Origin of the sequence: Flavobacterium terrae (assembly GCF_900142035.1) — a bacterium.
Classification (GTDB): Bacteria; Bacteroidota; Bacteroidia; order Flavobacteriales; family Flavobacteriaceae; genus Flavobacterium; species Flavobacterium terrae.
Window position 1 is genome coordinate 224,480 of sequence record NZ_FQZI01000005.1, and the last position, 14,593, is coordinate 239,072.

The 14,593-nt window shown below is 31.7% G+C and carries 17 protein-coding genes and 2 tRNA genes; 5 read left to right on the forward strand and 14 right to left on the reverse strand.

Annotated elements, in window-relative coordinates:
- Window positions 1-27 precede the first annotated feature (27 nt).
- Both BUC09_RS12980 and BUC09_RS12985 read right to left on the reverse strand, forming a co-directional pair.
- On the reverse strand, window positions 28-846 hold the full coding sequence (locus BUC09_RS12980) for a lysophospholipid acyltransferase family protein (RefSeq protein WP_073312028.1): 819 nt from the start codon (window positions 844-846) through the stop codon (window positions 28-30).
- 41 nt (window positions 847-887) lie between these two features.
- Window positions 888-1,526, reverse strand: a complete 639-nt coding sequence (locus tag BUC09_RS12985; RefSeq protein ID WP_073312029.1) for an NUDIX hydrolase — start codon at window positions 1,524-1,526, stop codon at window positions 888-890.
- Window positions 1,527-1,628: 102 nt separating this feature from the next.
- Here BUC09_RS12985 and BUC09_RS12990 point away from each other — a divergent pair, with 102 nt between their 5' ends.
- The 4 genes from BUC09_RS12990 to BUC09_RS13005 all read left to right on the forward strand — a co-directional run bounded on the left by BUC09_RS12990 (window position 1,629) and on the right by BUC09_RS13005 (window position 4,088).
- The gene (locus tag BUC09_RS12990; RefSeq protein ID WP_073312030.1) at window positions 1,629-2,072 is read left to right on the forward strand and encodes a DUF4268 domain-containing protein; all 444 of its coding nucleotides are present in this window, start codon (window positions 1,629-1,631) and stop codon (window positions 2,070-2,072) included.
- Between the two features lie 78 nt (window positions 2,073-2,150).
- A complete protein-coding gene (locus BUC09_RS12995) occupies window positions 2,151-3,008 on the forward strand; it encodes an alpha/beta fold hydrolase (protein WP_073312031.1) in 858 nt (285 codons plus the stop codon).
- A 14-nt stretch (window positions 3,009-3,022) separates the two neighbouring features.
- Window positions 3,023-3,508, forward strand: a complete 486-nt coding sequence (locus BUC09_RS13000) for an RNA polymerase sigma factor (protein ID WP_200778495.1) — start codon at window positions 3,023-3,025, stop codon at window positions 3,506-3,508.
- On the forward strand, window positions 3,495-4,088 hold the full coding sequence (locus tag BUC09_RS13005; protein ID WP_073312033.1) for a hypothetical protein: 594 nt from the start codon (window positions 3,495-3,497) through the stop codon (window positions 4,086-4,088). Before BUC09_RS13000 ends, BUC09_RS13005 begins: the two co-directional genes overlap by 14 nt.
- A 44-nt stretch (window positions 4,089-4,132) precedes the next feature.
- On the opposite strand, the gene BUC09_RS13010 is transcribed toward BUC09_RS13005, so the two are convergent.
- The 11 genes from BUC09_RS13010 to BUC09_RS13060 all read right to left on the reverse strand — a co-directional run bounded on the left by BUC09_RS13010 (window position 4,133) and on the right by BUC09_RS13060 (window position 11,855).
- Window positions 4,133-4,747, reverse strand: a complete 615-nt coding sequence (locus BUC09_RS13010) for an N-acetylmuramoyl-L-alanine amidase family protein (RefSeq protein ID WP_073312034.1) — start codon at window positions 4,745-4,747, stop codon at window positions 4,133-4,135.
- 194 nt (window positions 4,748-4,941) lie between these two features.
- Window positions 4,942-5,199, reverse strand: coding sequence for a GIY-YIG nuclease family protein (locus tag BUC09_RS13015; protein ID WP_073312035.1), 258 nt, complete (start codon window positions 5,197-5,199; stop codon window positions 4,942-4,944).
- Window positions 5,200-5,233: 34 nt separating this feature from the next.
- Window positions 5,234-5,308, reverse strand: a tRNA-Val gene (locus BUC09_RS13020).
- Between the two features lie 31 nt (window positions 5,309-5,339).
- Window positions 5,340-5,414: transfer RNA gene (locus BUC09_RS13025), tRNA-Val, on the reverse strand.
- A gap of 85 nt (window positions 5,415-5,499) precedes the next feature.
- Window positions 5,500-6,714: a bifunctional folylpolyglutamate synthase/dihydrofolate synthase gene (locus BUC09_RS13030; protein WP_073312036.1), complete on the reverse strand. Its 1,215-nt coding sequence runs from the start codon at window positions 6,712-6,714 to the stop codon at window positions 5,500-5,502.
- Window positions 6,715-6,738: 24 nt separating this feature from the next.
- Window positions 6,739-7,539 carry an energy transducer TonB gene (locus tag BUC09_RS13035; RefSeq protein WP_073312037.1) on the reverse strand — a complete coding sequence of 267 codons (801 nt, stop codon included), beginning with the start codon at window positions 7,537-7,539 and terminating at the stop codon, window positions 6,739-6,741.
- A gap of 1 nt (window position 7,540) precedes the next feature.
- Window positions 7,541-7,936, reverse strand: a complete 396-nt coding sequence (locus tag BUC09_RS13040) for an ExbD/TolR family protein (RefSeq protein WP_073312038.1) — start codon at window positions 7,934-7,936, stop codon at window positions 7,541-7,543.
- Window positions 7,937-7,938: 2 nt separating this feature from the next.
- On the reverse strand, window positions 7,939-8,646 hold the full coding sequence (locus tag BUC09_RS13045; RefSeq protein WP_073312039.1) for a MotA/TolQ/ExbB proton channel family protein: 708 nt from the start codon (window positions 8,644-8,646) through the stop codon (window positions 7,939-7,941).
- 146 nt (window positions 8,647-8,792) lie between these two features.
- Window positions 8,793-10,019 (reverse strand): Glu/Leu/Phe/Val dehydrogenase dimerization domain-containing protein, encoded by a 1,227-nt coding sequence (locus tag BUC09_RS13050; RefSeq protein WP_073312040.1) that lies wholly within the window; start codon window positions 10,017-10,019, stop codon window positions 8,793-8,795.
- 98 nt (window positions 10,020-10,117) lie between these two features.
- Complete coding sequence (locus tag BUC09_RS13055) at window positions 10,118-10,705, reverse strand: chalcone isomerase family protein (RefSeq protein ID WP_073312041.1); 588 nt, start codon at window positions 10,703-10,705, stop codon at window positions 10,118-10,120.
- Window positions 10,706-10,787: 82 nt separating this feature from the next.
- Complete coding sequence (locus BUC09_RS13060) at window positions 10,788-11,855, reverse strand: anhydro-N-acetylmuramic acid kinase (RefSeq protein ID WP_073312042.1); 1,068 nt, start codon at window positions 11,853-11,855, stop codon at window positions 10,788-10,790.
- A gap of 89 nt (window positions 11,856-11,944) precedes the next feature.
- Here BUC09_RS13060 and BUC09_RS13065 point away from each other — a divergent pair, with 89 nt between their 5' ends.
- Complete coding sequence (locus tag BUC09_RS13065; protein WP_073312043.1) at window positions 11,945-13,084, forward strand: acyl-CoA dehydrogenase; 1,140 nt, start codon at window positions 11,945-11,947, stop codon at window positions 13,082-13,084.
- A gap of 69 nt (window positions 13,085-13,153) precedes the next feature.
- Here BUC09_RS13065 and BUC09_RS13070 read toward each other — a convergent pair.
- Window positions 13,154-14,593, reverse strand: a 1,440-nt coding sequence (locus BUC09_RS13070; RefSeq protein WP_143161934.1) for a T9SS type A sorting domain-containing protein, incomplete at its 5' end; no start/stop codon positions are given.

Consider the following 14,593-nt stretch of genomic DNA (forward strand, 5'->3'; position numbering starts at 1 on the left):
AAAAAAGACCCTAATTAGGGTCTTTTTTTAATCTATATTCCATTGACGCAATCGGTCTAATTCTTTTTGTTCTTCAACCTCCTCAACAGAAAGCACTTTTAAAAATGAAGGATGTTGCTCAATTGCATACTCTATTTTTTCTACAATTTGATCAACTGTATCATTTTCATAATCAATTTCTAAAGGCTCTTTAATTATAAAAGATTGCAAAATCCCTTTCTTTTTAAGTCGTAATCCTTTTTTATCAAACGATCTTCTAAAACCATCAATGACAATAGGCACAACTACTGGTTTGTAATGTTTTATTATATGAGCAGTTCCTCTACGTACAGGTCTAAACGATTTTGTAGTACCTTGTGGAAAAGTAATTACCCAACCATCTTCAAGTGCAATTTGAATGTTTCTAAAATCACTTAAATTAACTTTCTTTTGTTCATGTTTTTCAAGATCTTTTCCATCAGCCCTCCATGTTCTTTCTACAGAAATTGCACCAACATAAGCCATGATTTTAGTCAAAAGGTTTGCTTGTAGAGTTTCTTTTGCACCAATGTAGTACATATTTAATTTTGGCTCCCAAAGATATCCGATATTTTTAATGTTATCTTCTCTACCTTTTAAACTTGCATTAAATACATGAAACATTGCTACTACATCAGCAAAATAAGTTTGATGATTTGAAATAAATAAAACATTTTTATCTGGCAAAGCTCTAATTATTTCTGAACCGTCTATTTGAAGCTGATTAAAACCTCGATACCTTCGGTGCGTAAAGGCACCAAATACCATTATTATAAATCGTTTTAAAAAAAGTATATGCCCAAAAGGATTTCTCTTAAATAATCCCATATTATTAAAAAATAAGCTGCAAAATTACAAAAAGTATTACACTATAATACCTTTTTAAACATTTCTTTGAGTTCACTCATCATCATAGCTGTTGCTCCCCAAACTAAATGTTCATCAATTTGAAAAGCCGGAACGCTAATGTTTGTAGCATAAGAAGTTGACATATTAACACTTACAACAATACTTTCATCTAAAAACATTGCAAGAGGTAACTCTATAATACCAGAAACTTCTTCTGGATTTAAGTCGAATAACAATTCAGTATTAGAAAAACCTAGAAATGGAGAAACTAAATAATTACTTGGAGGTATATATACCTCACTAAAAGCTCTAATTACATTTACCTTTTCTTTTGCTACACCAATTTCCTCATGGGTTTCTCTTAACGCAGTTTGAGATAAATCTGCATCATACAATTCTACTTTTCCTCCAGGAAAAGCAATTTGTGAGGCATGAATTCCGGGATAAGAATTTCTAACAATTAATGCTAAATGTGTAACATCATCCTTGGGATATAATAGCATTAAAACAGCTGCCTTTTTAGGAACTAAACTTGAAAAACTATTTGTTTTTAAAAAATCTATTCTTTCTGGTGGAACCATTTTTGCATGCGCCTCTGTCGCAGGAAGCGTTTCTTTTGCTATTTTTGGAACATATTTTAAAAACTCAGAAAAGTTCATTTTTGACACTTTTTAACAATAGTTATCCCATTGATTTCAATCAACATTTTCATAAAGATAGCTCATTTTTTTGAATTTAACAATCATTTGTATTACTAGCTCATGTACAGTAAAGAAGAAAGCCAAAGAATAAAACGTGAATTTTGGATCCAATTTGCAGAAGCTTATCCAAGAAAATGGATGCTTTATGACACTAAGATTAAAGATTTTTCTTTTAAGTTTTATGTAGACAATAAAAAGGCTCAAGTTATATTAGATATCGAACCTAAGGATGATGAAAAAAGAAAAATATATTACGAAAAAGTCGAATCGTTAAAAGCCATTTTACTTGAAGACTATTTACCTGATGCTATTTTTGAAAGACATTATTATTTAGAATCTGGAAAAGAAATTAGTCGTATTTGGGTAGATCTTCCAAATGTGAGCGTAAATAATAGAAATACTTGGGATGAAATCTTCGATTTTTTTAATGAAAAAATGACTTCTTTCGAAATATTTTTCTACGAAAACCAAGACTACATCAAGGATTTAGAAATAAACACCTAATTTTTTTACTTTTTTTGTAACAATTGATTTCGGTTTGTATCATAAGAGAAAATAAACAAACTTAAAAAATCAATAATCATGAAAAAGTCAATCATCTTAGTATTAGCAATTCTTGCATTTGTAAATGTATTTGCTCAAAAACAACAATCATTTGAAGTAAAAGTAACTGGAAAAGGAAAACCTGTAATTTTAATTCCTGGTTATTCATGCAGTGGTGATGTTTGGAACGAAACTGTAAATCATTTAAAAAACGATTATCAGTTACATGTAATCACGATTGCAGGCTTTGGTCAAGCAAAACCTATCGAAAATGATGAAATTTTAAAAACAGTTAGAAACGAAATTATACAATACGTTAAAGACAACAAACTTAAAAAGCCAATGCTTATTGGTCACAGTTTAGGTGCTTTTATGACATTATGGTTACAAAGCACAGAACCTGAAATGTTTGGAAAGAGTATTTGTGTTGATGGCCTACCTTTTGTTTCTGCTGTAGGTAAACCAGAAACAACTGTAGAAGCTGTAAAAGCAAATCCTCAATTTAACAAAGAAGCAGTTATTAACAACTTCAAATCATTACCATCTGAAGGTTATGTAGAAAACATGACAAAAGCTATGCTTTATCAAGTAAATGATTCTGTTAGAGCAAAACAAATTGCTAAATGGAGCTTTCAAAGCGACAGAACTACTTTAGGAAGTACAATTGTAGAAATGTCATCGACTGATTTAAGAAAAGAAATAGCAAAAATTAAATCTCCTATATTAGTTATGGCCAGTCTTTGGGGAACAAAAGAAGGAAGCGAAAAAGAATACAATTTGCAATATGCTGAATTAAAAAACAAAACTATCAAAGTTGCAGATGCAAAACATTTCATCATGTATGATCAACCAGAATGGTTTTATAATGAAATTGATTTATTTTTAGGATCAAAATAATCAACATATACTCTGTGGAAAGTCAATTTAAACAAATCTACGCCGATTACTCTCTAAAAGTTCACCGCCTTTGTTTAGGATATACAGGAGACAGCATGCAAGCTGATGATTTAATGCAAGAAGTCTTTATTAAAATATGGGAAAATTTACCAAAATTTAGAGGAGAATCTCAAGTAAGTACATGGTTATACAGAATTGCAGTTAATACGTGTTTATTACACTTAAGAGATTCGAAAAAGTTTAGCAAAGTAGATATAGAAAAAACTACTTTAAAAATGAGTGATGACACTAACGATAAAGAAAACCAAGTTCAGTTATTATATAAGTGCATAAGCGAATTAAACGAAGCAGACAGGTTAATCATTACTCTTATGCTCGAAGAAGTACCTTACAACGAAATTGCTGAAGCGACTTCGATATCTGAAGGGAATTTAAGAGTAAAAATTCATAGAATAAAACAACAATTAAGCGAAATCTATTCTAAATATGAAAGACTTTGATAACATAATGGATGTATGGAAACAGCAAAAGGAAGTAAAAATCCCTGAAGCTGGAGCAATCATTCAAAAAGCAAAAAAAGAGCGAAATAGTTTTACTAATAAAATAATTTTACAAGCGACTATCTTATTACTTACTGTTGTAGTATTAATTTGGGTTGGAACAGCAATCAATTTCAAAATGATAACTACCTATATAGGTTTGGGACTGATGTTTCTATGTGTATTTGGTTTTTCAATGATAAGACTTTACCAAATGTCAAAAATCAAAAAGATTGACTTCACACAAAAACCCTCTTTAACATTGATTGAATTAGAAAAAACATATAAATTTCAACAATTTGTAAGTAATAAAGTTGGTCTAATGTATTTTATTCTATTGAATTTAGCTTTTGTATTTTATTTTATAGAAGTAATGCAACCAATGTCATTGCAACTAAAATCTATAGTTATTACTGCATACATAAGCTGGATGCTATTTGCTTACTTTTATTTGGGCAAAAAAGAAAAGAAAAAAGAAAACGAAAGAATTCAAAAAATGATTGATTCTATCAAAGAAATGGAAGCCAATTATGAGAAATAAAAAAAGCACTCGAATTGAGTGCTTTTTTTATATTATTTCTATTTTTATTCAATTTGAGATATAAATTCAATAACAGCTTGAGCCACTCTATTTTGATTTTCGTCTGAAGTTATTATTTTTCTGTCTGAGTAATTTGACATAAAACCTACTTCGGCTAATATTGTTGGGCAATTAGATTTTTTCAAAATTAAAAAGGGAGCAGTTTTTACACCTCTTGACATTAAACTTGTTTTATCAACTAAAAGACCTAAAAATTTATTAGCCAGTTCTTCAGACTTTACGGTGTGAGCTAAATCCTTTGGAACATATACTTCTACCCCATTTGACTCAGGATTTTTATTATTATTTACATGCAAAGAAATCACTAAGTCTGGCTTTATTTCGTTTATTTTTTGAACTCGGTCAGACAATGAAATTAATTCATCATTATTTCTTGTAAAGAACAATTCAACATTCTCACTATTATGTAAAGCTTTAATTTTATTAATTATAGAAAGTGTTAAGTCTTTTTCATTTAATCCACTATGCATACCACCAAAGTCAGTTCCTCCATGTCCAGCATCAATAACAACCTTTATTTTCTTAGGATCATTTGAATTGAAAGACAATAATAACCCAATACTCAATAATAAAACAATACTTTTCAAAGCTTTTCTCATGATGATAATTTTTTAGTTATTTAAAAGTAACGATTCAATTGTAAGAATAGTATTAAATCGTAAAAAATATACAAGATTTATATTTTTAAAAATATATAGAATAAAAAAAAGCACTCAAATTGAGTGCTTTTGTGGGCGATAAGGGATTCGAACCCCTGACCCTCCCGATAAATCGGGATGCTATGAACCACAATTTATATTTTATTGATTAGTTCTAATATTTTAGTTCTACTTTTCCAATTTTTTATTTGTTTCTCTCTTGTCATTGCCTCATGTTTACTAGAAAATACTTCATGATACTTAAGCTCCCAATCATTGAACTGACCAGTAAATCCTTTACTTTTTTGATTATGTCTAATTATTCTTTCTTCTAAATTTGAAGTATAGCCAATATAGAATTTATCAACCGTGACACTATAAAGAATATAGACGTAGAATTTTGAATTTTCCATAAAACAAAAAAAGCACTCAAATTGAGTGCTTTTGTGGGCGATAAGGGATTCGAACCCCTGACCCCCTCGGTGTAAACGAGGTGCTCTGAACCAGCTGAGCTAATCGCCCGATAATTCTTTTTATCAGTATGTTTTTTTTGTGGGCGATAAGGGATTCGAACCCCTGACCCCCTCGGTGTAAACGAGGTGCTCTGAACCAGCTGAGCTAATCGCCCGATAACATTGGAAGCATATCTTCCGTTATTGTGGGTGCAAATATAGGACAGTTTTTTATATCTGCAAACATTATTTCAAAAAAAATTAAACAATTTCTGCAACAACAAAAGTACTACCGCCTATATAGATAAAGTCATTTTCAGTTGAAGCTTTCAAAGCTTCCTCATAAGCTTCTGAAATCGAATTATATACAAATCCAATCAATCCATAAACTTCTGCTTTTTCTTTAAGAACTGCAGTATCTAATCCTCGAGGAACATTTGGCTTAGAAAAATAATATTTTGCATTTTTGGGGAATAATGGCAAAATATCTTCTAAATCTTTATCATTAACCACACCTAAAACGAAGTGTAATTGATTAAATTTTTCTTTCTGAATTTGATTTAAAACTATTTTTAAACCATGACTGTTGTGAGCTGTATCGCAAATTACTTTTGGATTAGAATGAATTTGTTGCCAACGACCAAGTAAACCTGTGTTTTGAACTACATTCAAAAGTCCATTTTTAACTTCATCTGCAGAAATTTGAAAATGCTGCTTCAATAGTTTTATGGCTTGAAGAACTGTTTTTTTATTATGAATTTGATAATCACCTAACAATCCAGATGGATAGTCTTCTTGAATTAAGTCCGAAGCAAAATAAATATTTGATTTACATTCTTCCGCTTTTGCTAAAAATACCTTTTTGGTTTCTTCTGTATACTCACCAACAACTACCGGAATCTTTGACTTAATAATACCTGCTTTCTCTCCTGCAATTGCTTCAATAGTATTCCCTAAGAACTGAGTGTGATCAAAACCTATATTAGTAATCACAGAAACTAGAGGTGTAATAATATTGGTCGAATCTAATCGACCTCCCATTCCTACTTCTATTACTGCAATATCTACACTCTCCTTAACAAAATAATCAAAAGCCAAACCTACAGTCATCTCAAAAAAACTAAGACTATTCTCTTCGAAAAAAGACTTATTCTGTTGTATAAATTTGACTACAAAATCTTCAGAAATCATTTCGCCATTAATTTTGATACGTTCTCTGAAATCTTTTAAATGAGGCGAAGTGTACAATCCAACTTTAAGTCCTGATTCCTGTAAAATTGATGCTATCATTGATGAAGTAGAACCTTTTCCATTTGTCCCAGCCACATGAACTGCTTTAATTTTTTTTTCAGGATTATCTAAATGATTGGCCAACAATATTGTGTTGGTTAAGTCTTTTTTGTAAGCAGATGCCCCTTGTTGTTGATACATAGGCAACTGAGCAAACATCCAACTTATGGTTTCTTGGTAATTCATTGAAACAAAAAAGAATAGCTTGAACTATTCTCCTAATTTAAAATTAATAACTATAAATCCTATTTGTTTATCTGGCGCATTTGAATCTGGTTGCCATTTAAACTTTCGTGCTGTAGCCAAAGCTGGCTTAATCAAGCATGGATTTGTATTTGTTGTACCTTTAGTATACTGCGCATATACTACATCTCCATTTTTGTTAACTGTAACTTGTACTACAACTCTTCCTTCCTCATTACAGTCCTGAACTTCTTTACCTGCATTGGCTAGTTTTCGTCCTTTTAACCCCCAACTACTTCCATTACCTGAACCAGTTCCTCCTCCTGAGCCATAAAAGCTATTAGCATATCGATCCCCATTAGGATCACCTTTGTCACCAGGAACACCATCGTCACCATGCCCTGATTCTGCTCCATCAGATTTAGGTCCATTAATCAAACTAGACAAAGCATCATTAGTAGATTTACTTGGAGTTGGTTTTGATTTCACAACTGGTTTTACAGTAGAGTTTGTAGTACTCTCTACTTGAGATGTTTTGATTACTGGAGCTTTTGTTGAAGTTTGTGCAGTAATATTTTGAGAGGCCGTTTCTACAGCCTTTGATGTTTTAGGTTGTGGTGAAGATTTCACAGGCTCTAATGGCTGAACCTCTCCTTGCCCAACATTAGAAGTTCCAAAATTGATTGCTATTTCTCCTCCTTCGAATATTTCAGGCACATTGGGATCATCTTTAAGAATATAAAGAAAAAAGCATAGAAACATAAGCACGAATAAAATGACTGTAATCGTGAACGAACGCTTTTGATGTTTTGTTTCTAAAAGTACCATATTATTTAGGTGCTACAGCTAATACAATTTTGAATTTATTTCTGTAAGCAATATCCATTACTTTAACTGCATTCTCAATTGGAACTCCTTTAGCAACATGCAAAACTATATTAGGATCCTTTTGCCCATTCAATATGTTTTTTAATCCATTTTCAAGTTCGTCATCAGGATATTGTTGCTTATCTATATAATATTTAAGATTACTATCAACACTAACAGCAACCGTTTCAACTTCATCAGCTTGCCCCGATGAATTTGGCAGCACTAAATCTAAAGCATTAGTTGTTGTCATTGTAGTAACTGCTATCATAAAAAAGATAAGCAGCAAAAACACAATATCTGTCATCGATGACATATTGAACTCGGCATTTATTCTATTTCTTCCTCTTAAGTTCATACTTAAACTGGTTCATTTAATAAATCAAGAAAATCTACCGCGTTTACTTCCATCATGTGAACCACTTTATCAGTAATACTAACTAAATGATTATAACCTACATATGCAATAATACCCACAACAAGCCCAAAAACAGTGGTCATCATAGCAGTGTAAATACCTTCAGCTAAAACACTCATTTCGATTTTATTTGAACTACTTTGAGCCATTTCATGAAACGCCATAACCATACCAACTACTGTTCCTAAAAAACCAGTCATGGGTCCAGCTCCTGAAATAGTAGCTAACATACTAACATTTTTTTCCAATTTATACACTTCGAGTTTTCCAGCGTTTTCGATAGCAATATTAATATCATTTAATGGTTTTCCAATTCTAGAAATTCCTTTTTCAATCAATCTTGATACCGGCGAATTAGTTGAAGCACAAAGCATTTTAGCATTATCTATTTTGCCCTGTTGCAAATGCATGCGGATCTGTGTCATGAAATTTTGATCCATTTTAGAGGCCGCTTTGATTGCCATTAAACGCTCTAAATACAAATAAATAGCAAAAAACAACATCAAGAAAATGATTACCATAACGATTTGACCTACTAATCCTCCGCTAAAAATAATCTGCATTAAAGTTAATTCTTTTTTTGCAGCAACATCTTCTGCTACTTGAATCGCTGCTTGACTTAAACTATCTGCCTGAAGTAATAAACTCATAAAATCTTTTTTATAAACTAACGTGAATATTTTTTAAAAATTGCAATGTAAATATATCTTTAATTGACCTGTAAAACAAAAAATCCTTTAGAACTCTAAAGGATTTAAAAATTTTCATTCTTTAGGATGAAAAAAAGAAACAATAACTATACCAATTGCTTTAAGGCAATTTCGAATGCTCTTGCACTTATGTTCTTCTTATCAGATCCTAAATCATATGTTTTTTGAATTGCTTTTTTAATCACTTCAGAAGTATCATTGAAAATTGCTTCATCTGTCATCGCCACTTTTTTCTCCATGAAATAAGCAAATACACGAGCCATACCACAATTAGAAATAAAGTCAGGAATTAAGCTTACCATACTATCCGTTTCTTCCATAATAGGACCAAAGAAAATTTCTTTATCGGCAAAAGGAACATTTGCACCACAAGAAATTACTTCAAGACCAGAAGCAATCATATTTTCAACTTGATCTTTTGTTACCAATCTTGAAGCAGCACATGGTGTGAAAATTTCGGCACCAATTGTCCAAATCTTTTGATTAATTTCTTCAAAAGAAATCATATTATCAGCAACTAATTTATTTCCGTCTTTATTTAAAAATAATGTTTTAATTTCTTCGAAAGAGAATCCATTTTCATTAATCAAACCTCCATCTCTATCGATAATACCCACAACTTTCGCCCCCATTTCTGCTAAATAGAAAGCCGCTGCTGAACCTACGTTTCCAAAACCTTGAACAATAGCTTTTTTTCCAACAACACTTCCGCCATAAATATCATAATAATGGCGTACCGCTTGCGCAACACCATAACCCGTAATCATATCTGCAACCGTATATTTTCTGTGAATATCAGGTGAGAAAGTAGTGTTTTCAATTACTTTGACTACTCCTTGACGTAATTGTCCTATACGGTTAATTTTATCAGCTTCTGTTGGTCTAAAATGTCCATTAAAAACGCCTTCTTGCGGGTGCCAAACACCACAATCTTCAGTCATTGGAATTACTTCATGAATTTCATCAACATTTAAATCCCCTCCAGTACCATAATAACTTTTTAACAATGGAGAAACTGCTTTATACCAACGCTGTAAAACCTCTTTCTTACGAGGATCATTAGGATCAAAGTTAATTCCAGATTTAGCCCCGCCAATCGCTGGTCCAGAAACCGAAAATTTAACTTCCATTGTTTTTGCTAATGAAAGAACTTCGTTCATATCTAACCCTTTTCGCATACGTGTACCTCCACCAGCTGCTCCTCCTCTTAAAGAGTTTATAACTGTCCAACCTTCTGCATCTGTTTCAGGGTCTTTCCAATTAAATACTACTTCAGGTTCTTTATTTTCGAATTTTTTTAATAAATCTTTCATTCGGTTGCGTTTTGTTTAATTTGTTGCAAATATAAAAAAATAGAATAATGCAAAATTGCATTATTCTATTTTTCGTTATTCTTAAATTATTTTATGTTTTAATTAGATTTTCCTAACAATTCATTTTTTAATCTATCATCTGCAGGCTTATCAGACAACCAAATTCCAAACAATGCTTTCTTAAAGTCAAATCCTTGAATTTTTCCTACAAACTTATCATTTTTGAATATATGAACAGAAGTGTCGATTGGATTATAAATCAAATTATAAACATCTTTTTCAACTATTTCACTGCTCATTAATATTTTTTTCAACTCTTCAATTCTTGATCTCAATTCATTTAAGTTATCTCCAGCTGATTTCTCAAAACCAATCTCCATGTTTCTTGTTAATTTTCTTGAAGATACTAATGATGATGTAATTTGAATACGGATAGCCATTTCTGAATCACTTTCTAAAATATCTTTAGCATCTTGAGATAGTCTAGATAAATATAAAGCTTGAACATAAACATCAACGAACATTTTTGAACGCGTACCGAAACCGTTTAGCTCTAAAGTTTTGTTTTCAAATGAAATTGTTCTTGGAACAACTACTCCATCTTGTTCAAATTGATTTTGTGCTGAAGCTGTAAATGATTGAATACCAAATAATAGGACAAACAAAGATAAAAGGGCATTTTTCATTGTGTGGTTTTTTAAAAATTTGCGCAAAATTAAGCATTAAAAGTCTTTTAGAAAGACTCTAAAGTGTTAAAAAACACAAAAATTATGCCAAAAATATTTCCCCTGAACTATGATTATGATTTGCACCAGTAACACTAGACAAAACATTAACCTCATTTCTAATTTTTAAAACCCCTAAAAGCGCAAAAATTAAAGCTTCTTTAAATTCTATTATCTTTGAGTTTGGAATAACTATCTCTAAGTTTGGCATGTAGATTTTCATTCTTTCTAACAGAAAATCATTGTATGCTCCACCTCCTGTAACTAGTATTTTCCCTTTTTTTAATGGCAAAGCAAGTGAAATTTGCAACGAAATATGTTCTACAAATGTTCTCAGTTTATCTCTTTCCGAAATTCGAAATTCATCAATTAAAGGAAGTACTAAAGTTTTAACAAATTCGAAACCCAAAGATTTTGGATACTTTTTTTTATAAAATTCAAAATCATTTAATTCATCAAACAACTTTTGATTTATAGAGCCACTTCTAGCCCAATCGCCTTTATCATCGTATTTATGACCTAATTTTTCTGCATAAAAATTTAATACAGTATTTACTGGAGATATATCAAATGCAATACGATTTCCTTTTTCTTCAAAAGAAATATTTGAAAAACCTCCAAGATTTAAACAATAGTCATAATCTGAAAACAAGGTTCTATCACCAATAGGAACTAATGGAGCTCCTTGACCTCCCATTTTGACATCTTGTACTCTAAAATCACAAACAATATTTTGACCAATCAATTCTGCAATTTCAGGTAAGTTCCCAATTTGGAGCGTAATTCCTTTATGAGGCTGATGCAATATTGTATGCCCATGAGAGCATACAGCATCAAGATTTTCTATTTTATATCTAGAGATGAAATTTTTTATTATTTGAGATAACAAGGCTGTATAATCCTTATTCAAACTTTTCAATTCAGTTTCAGTAAAATCTACAGCATTTTTCAATCTGTTAATCCATTCCTCTGTATAGGAAACTGTTTCACTTTCATGAATTTCAAAATACCATTTACCCCCTTTAATTGTGAAATTAATATGTGCCAAATCAACTCCATCTAGCGAAGTTCCTGACATAACACCTACAACGTTATAGCTTGCATTTTGCATGGGTTAAAATTAATAATTCTTATTGAAAAATTAGTTTTAATAGCTATATTTGAAAACTTTTTAAAAATCACAACAAAACACAAAATAAAATGAACTTTAACTTATCTGAAGAGCAATTAATGATTCAGCAAGCTGCGCGAGATTTTGCTCAAAATGAATTACTTCCTGGTGTTATAGAAAGAGACGAACATTCTATTTTCCCAACAGAACAAGTAAAAAAAATGGCTGAATTAGGCTTCCTTGGTATGATGGTTGACCCAAAATACGGAGGAGCTGGTCTTGATAGTCTTTCTTATGTTTTAGCAATGGAAGAAATTGCAAAAGTTGATGCTTCTGCTGCAGTTATCATGTCAGTTAACAACTCATTAGTGTGTGCTGGTTTAGAAAAATATGGTTCAGAAGAACAAAAAATAAAATATCTAACTCCTCTAGCAAAAGGTGAAGTAATTGGAGCATTTTGTTTATCTGAGCCAGAAGCAGGTTCTGATGCAACTTCACAAAGAACTACTGCAATTGATATGGGAGATCATTATTTAGTAAACGGTACAAAAAACTGGATTACAAATGGTGGTACTGCTTCAACGTATTTAGTAATTGCTCAAACAGATGCTTCTAAAGGTCATAAAGGAATCAACGTACTTATTGTTGAAAAAGGAATGCCTGGTTTTGAGGTAGGACCTAAAGAAAAGAAAATGGGTATTCGTGGTTCAGACACACATACATTATTATTTAATGATGTAAAAGTTCCTAAAGAAAATAGAATTGGTGAGGATGGATTTGGATTTGCTTTTGCAATGTCAACTTTAAATGGAGGAAGAATTGGAATTGCTTCTCAAGCATTAGGAATCGCACAAGGTTCATATGAATTAGCATTAAAATATGCACAAGAGCGTGTTGCATTTGGTAAACCAATTTTCCAACATCAAGCTATTGCTTTTAAATTAGCTGATATGCATGTAAAAACTACAGCGGCTCGTTTATTAGTTCATAAAGCTGCTGCTGAAAAAGATCAAGGTTTAGATATTGCACATTCAGGTGCTATGGCAAAATTATATGCTTCTGAAGTTGCTTTAGAAGTAGCAAATGATGCTGTTCAAATTCATGGTGGTAACGGATATGTTGCAGAGTACCATGTTGAAAGAATGATGAGAGATTCTAAAATTACTCAAATTTATGAAGGTACTTCCGAAATTCAACGAATTGTTATTTCGAGAGGATTAGTAAAATAATCTTTAATCCTATAATTAATAAAAAAAGGCTGGTTTACACCAGCCTTTTCCTTTTTTAAAACTAAAACACTATTTATCGGAAATCACTTTTTTAGTGCTCATTCCTCTATCCGTAGTCACTCTAATAAAGAACAATTGTTGTTCACCTCTATTAAATCTAGGGGTAATTGAAATTTCTTTATTTAAGTAAGCATTATTATCATCTTGCGACATTAGTAACATTCCTTTAGAATCATAAATATCAATTCTTGCTTTTGAACTATAATCAAAATCGTATTTAATATTGATAACATCTCTAAAAGGAACTGGGTACACTGTGAATATAGGCTCTACTAAAGGACTTGATACTGCTGAACTATAAACAAATGTAGAAGTTTGAAGAGGAACTCTAATTCTACATTGATCAAACGCATTATTAATTACATCTACAGCTTTATTCACATCAGCATGACTCAAACCTCCAATATTTACTCCTCCAAGAGCATCATTTGCCAAATTAAACAAGTTGCCTACTGTTGCTCCTCCATTAGAAGTCAAATAGTTTATTACAGAATTTGGAATTGAAAACTCTTTATATGTATCTGGAATTGGAACATTAGAACCACAAGCAACATCCTGAGTAGCAAAATGAGATTCTAAAACGAATCCAACAAGCGTAGGATCTACATGAGTATTAAAGAACAATGTCATTGTTTGACTCAATAAATTGTTATTAATTGCTCCTGTTTTAGGTCCTGACTTGGTAAGTGGATTATTATCATTTCTCCAAGAAGATGGTACTCCTATTGGGTTATCGTAATAATCATATCCTACTAATGCTCTTGGTGTTCCACCACCAGGTAGCATTTTAAAGATTTTATTATCACCAATATTTGCTGCTCCAGTAATGTCTGACAAGAATAATCTGAAATAATTTCCTGTACCTATTCTACCAAAATCAAATGTACCACCAACATCAGTGATTGCATCAAGCATAATTAAATAATCTGTTGTTGGGCTTCCACCCACTGTACAAGCACTACCATTATAGGCTCCATAATAACCTTGTGTATAAGTACAATGTGGCTCATTACAAGATGGCATTTTAAATGAAGCTGTACAAGACTCTCTATTACAATTATCACTTACTATATAAGTTATGGTAAGCGTTTGTCCTGCTGCTGGAATTTCATAGCCTGATAAGTCAGTTGCTGTTGGATTACATCCTCCAGTAAATCCAAAACCTAATAACCAATCATTGAACTCTGCTCTAGGATCTTGACCGCAAGTTAATTCAATATCTCGTGGACAATTTACTATTAATCTTTGCGCAGCTGTCAATGTAAAAGTAGCCGAAGCTGTATCTGATGTACAATTATCAGCAATACGATAGCTCACATTTACAACTCCGCCTTCACACAAACTTGGTGCTGCATATTGTCCTTGTAAACCGCCTGTACCACTACATCCGTCATTTACAGTTTGGAATTGTGCTAACCATGCATTAAACGCAGCATCTACTCCTGCTTG